This window comes from Ruminococcus sp. CAG:330 (assembly GCF_000437175.1).
In the GTDB taxonomy this organism is placed as follows: domain Bacteria; phylum Bacillota; class Clostridia; order Oscillospirales; family Ruminococcaceae; genus Ruminococcus_C.
In genome coordinates this window covers 1-2,658 of sequence record NZ_FR898071.1, presented here as the reverse complement: position 1 = coordinate 2,658, position 2,658 = coordinate 1, and the positions used below count along the sequence as shown (strand labels likewise).

Below are 2,658 nucleotides of genomic sequence, written 5' to 3'. Positions count from 1 at the left end.
TTTTCATTTATGACATGTGACATTTTATAATTTTATTGTATCTGCACAATGAAGGAATTTTATTGCACAAATTGTTTGTGCAAATCACAGAAATTGAATTTTCGGTACAGACTTCATTTACAAATCGCCTTGACAAATACCCTATAGGGGTATATAATAGCTTTATACAAACAACAGCACCTCCATAGAAAGCAGGTAAACTTATGGTAAAAACAGTATTGAGCATTGACGGTATGATGTGCAGCATGTGCGAGGCACATATGAACGATCTGGTTCGAAAAAACTGCGCTGTGAAAAAGGTAAAGTCCTCTGCCAAAAGCGGCGAAACCACCATCATCAGCGAAAACGAACTGGACATCTCCATGCTGAAAAAGGAAATTCAGGAGATCGGCTACGAGCTGAAAGACTGGCATTCGGAGCCGTATGAGAAAAAGGGTCTGTTCTCTTTCGGCAAGTAACACTTCGCCAGTAAAATCACATCAAAAAACGGAGCAGCATTGGCAAATTCCATGCTGCTCCGTTTTTTCTATCGGTATTCAGTACTTAGCGTGTGAACATGTTCTAAGACAGCGGGGTCAAAAGTCCCAGCTTCTCTTTCTTTTCCAGAATGAGGCGCACGCTCTGGTCAATGCGTTCCTCGGAAATTTCACCGCTCTCCACGGCGCTGCGAACTGCCTCGAATGCCTGCGTCAAATCCTCCGGCATCAGGACAATATCGATTCCTGCCTGAACGGACATGACCGCTGCCTCTCCGGCACCATAGACACCGGAGATGGTATTCATCGCCTGAGAATCCGTAATGGCGATTCCCTGAAATCCAAGCTCGCCTTTCAGAAGCTCTGTCACCGTCTGGTAGGACAGATCGCCCGGCAGATCGTCTCCGATTCCGGTGACCACCTGATGGGAAACCATGACAAAGTCCACGCCTGCTTCAATTCCGCTGGAAAACGGCAAAAATTCCTCCTGACGCAGCTGGTCCAGCGTACGGTCAATGACGATCTTGGTGTCATAATGCGCATTGCCGTCTTCTGCGCCAAGTCCCGGAAAGTGTTTCAGCGTTGCCATGACACCGCTCTCCTGAAAGCCTCTGACCTCCGAGGCGACCATCTCCGCCACCACGCTGGCATCGGAACTGAAAATACGTCCTCCCAGCTCGTTCCCGTTGCACAGATTCACATCTGCCACCGGCGCAAAATCCACGTTAAAGCCCAGCGCTCCGATTTCCGTGCCAATGGTCTTTCCGATGTCAAACGCCTGCTGCGGATCGCCCTGTGCGCCGTAGACCGACATGTCCGAAAACGCTGTCGTGCCCAGCTGATCTGCCACACGTGCCACCGTTCCGCCCTCTTCGTCCACCGCCAGAAACAGCCCGATGCCGGATTCCTCGGCAAATGCCTGACAGTTGGCGAGCATTGTCCTGGTCTGTTCCTGCGTTTCCAGATTCTGGGCGAAGTAGATCAGTCCGCCCACAGGATACTGCGCCAGCGCAGCCTTAGTGGAATCGCCAGCTTCCGTCACCACGCCATAGCCCGTCAGCATCTCCGGCGTCACCATGAACATCTGGTAGATTTTTTCCTCCAGCGTCATCTTCGCCAGATACTGTGAGGCCAGACCGTCACTGGTTTCTGTTGTTCCCGATGCAGCCTGCTTTGAATCCGCAGTGGTTTGGAAGTGCAGCTCCGGCGCAGAATTCTCCGTCTGCAAAGACGTTTCCGCTGCTGCGGTGGGCGTTTGCTCTGCCGTGTCCGGCTGGTTAATGTTGGAGCATCCGCACGCCATCGCCAGAAGCGAAGCGGTCAGGATGCTGATGATTTGTTTCTTGCGCATACGTTGCCTTTCTATCAGTCAAATTCGCAGACATAGCCGATTTGCTCGTGCTTATAGCAGCTCAAAACCGCATCGCTGCTGTCGTTCAGACTCCATACATCATTGACATTCCACAGCAGAATATACGGTTCCAGCGGTTTGTCCGCAGAGGAAAAGTCCCGTCCGGACGGCTCGTTGGCAAACCAGTGGTTCGCATCGTAGATATAGTCCATGCTGCTGCCGTCCAGCCAAGTTGCGGTGATGCGGGTTTCGTCCGCAGAGATAGAGGTCGTTCCGCCGAGCCAAACGTATTTCAATCCGGTTCCGTTCAGCGCATTGATGACCTTTGCCCAGTCCTCTTCACTGGTGATGTACGCCAGATGTCCGCCGGCAGCCTCGCACTTTTTCCTGGCATCCTCCCAGCTGCACGCCTCCGTAAAGACCTGATACCGCTTTTCCGGCGCTTCCGTGGTCGTGGTCACCGTGGTAGTCATGGTGTTCTCCGCAAAGTGCAGACCGTTCTCCTCTGTGGCGAGTGTGGTTACAATTGTCTCTGCGTCATCTCCTGCGGCAGACGGTGCATCTGCCTCCAGCACCGCCGTGGTCTGGAGTGCGCCTTCCGCATTGCCGTTTCCGGCATCGCCCTCGCCCTCGCTGTCCCGGAAAATCAGAAAACCAATGAGGATACCAGCGGCGACAATCAGCACACAGAGCACAATAATAATCAGCAGCAGGAGATTGCTCTTCTCCTGCGGTTTCTTCTCCGGCTGGGGCTGTATTGGCGGCTGCTCATAGAAGTTCTGCTCCGGCTGTATTGGCGGCTGTTCGTAAAAGTTCTGGGATGGCTGCGAT

The 2,658-nt window shown here is 52.7% G+C and carries 3 protein-coding genes; 1 reads left to right on the top strand and 2 read right to left on the bottom strand.

Annotated elements, in window-relative coordinates:
* Positions 1–203 precede the first annotated feature (203 nt).
* Positions 204–458, top strand: coding sequence for a heavy-metal-associated domain-containing protein (locus QZL66_RS08275; RefSeq protein ID WP_022411251.1), 255 nt, complete (start codon positions 204–206; stop codon positions 456–458).
* Positions 459–561: 103 nt separating this feature from the next.
* On the opposite strand, the gene QZL66_RS08270 is transcribed toward QZL66_RS08275, so the two are convergent.
* A complete protein-coding gene (locus QZL66_RS08270) occupies positions 562–1,827 on the bottom strand; it encodes a glycoside hydrolase family 3 protein (protein WP_022411250.1) in 1,266 nt (421 codons plus the stop codon).
* Positions 1,828–1,841: 14 nt separating this feature from the next.
* Positions 1,842–2,658 (bottom strand): C-type lectin domain-containing protein (locus QZL66_RS08265; protein ID WP_293602041.1); only part of this gene is annotated, 817 nt, incomplete at its 5' end.

What these genes read in the sequence shown, in the direction of transcription:
- QZL66_RS08275 (WP_022411251.1), top strand. Translation starts at nt 204, where the DNA reads ATGGTAAAAACAGTATTGAGCATTGACGGTATGATGTGCAGCATGTGC.
- QZL66_RS08270 (WP_022411250.1), bottom strand. Translation starts at nt 1,827, where the DNA reads ATGCGCAAGAAACAAATCATCAGCATCCTGACCGCTTCGCTTCTGGCG.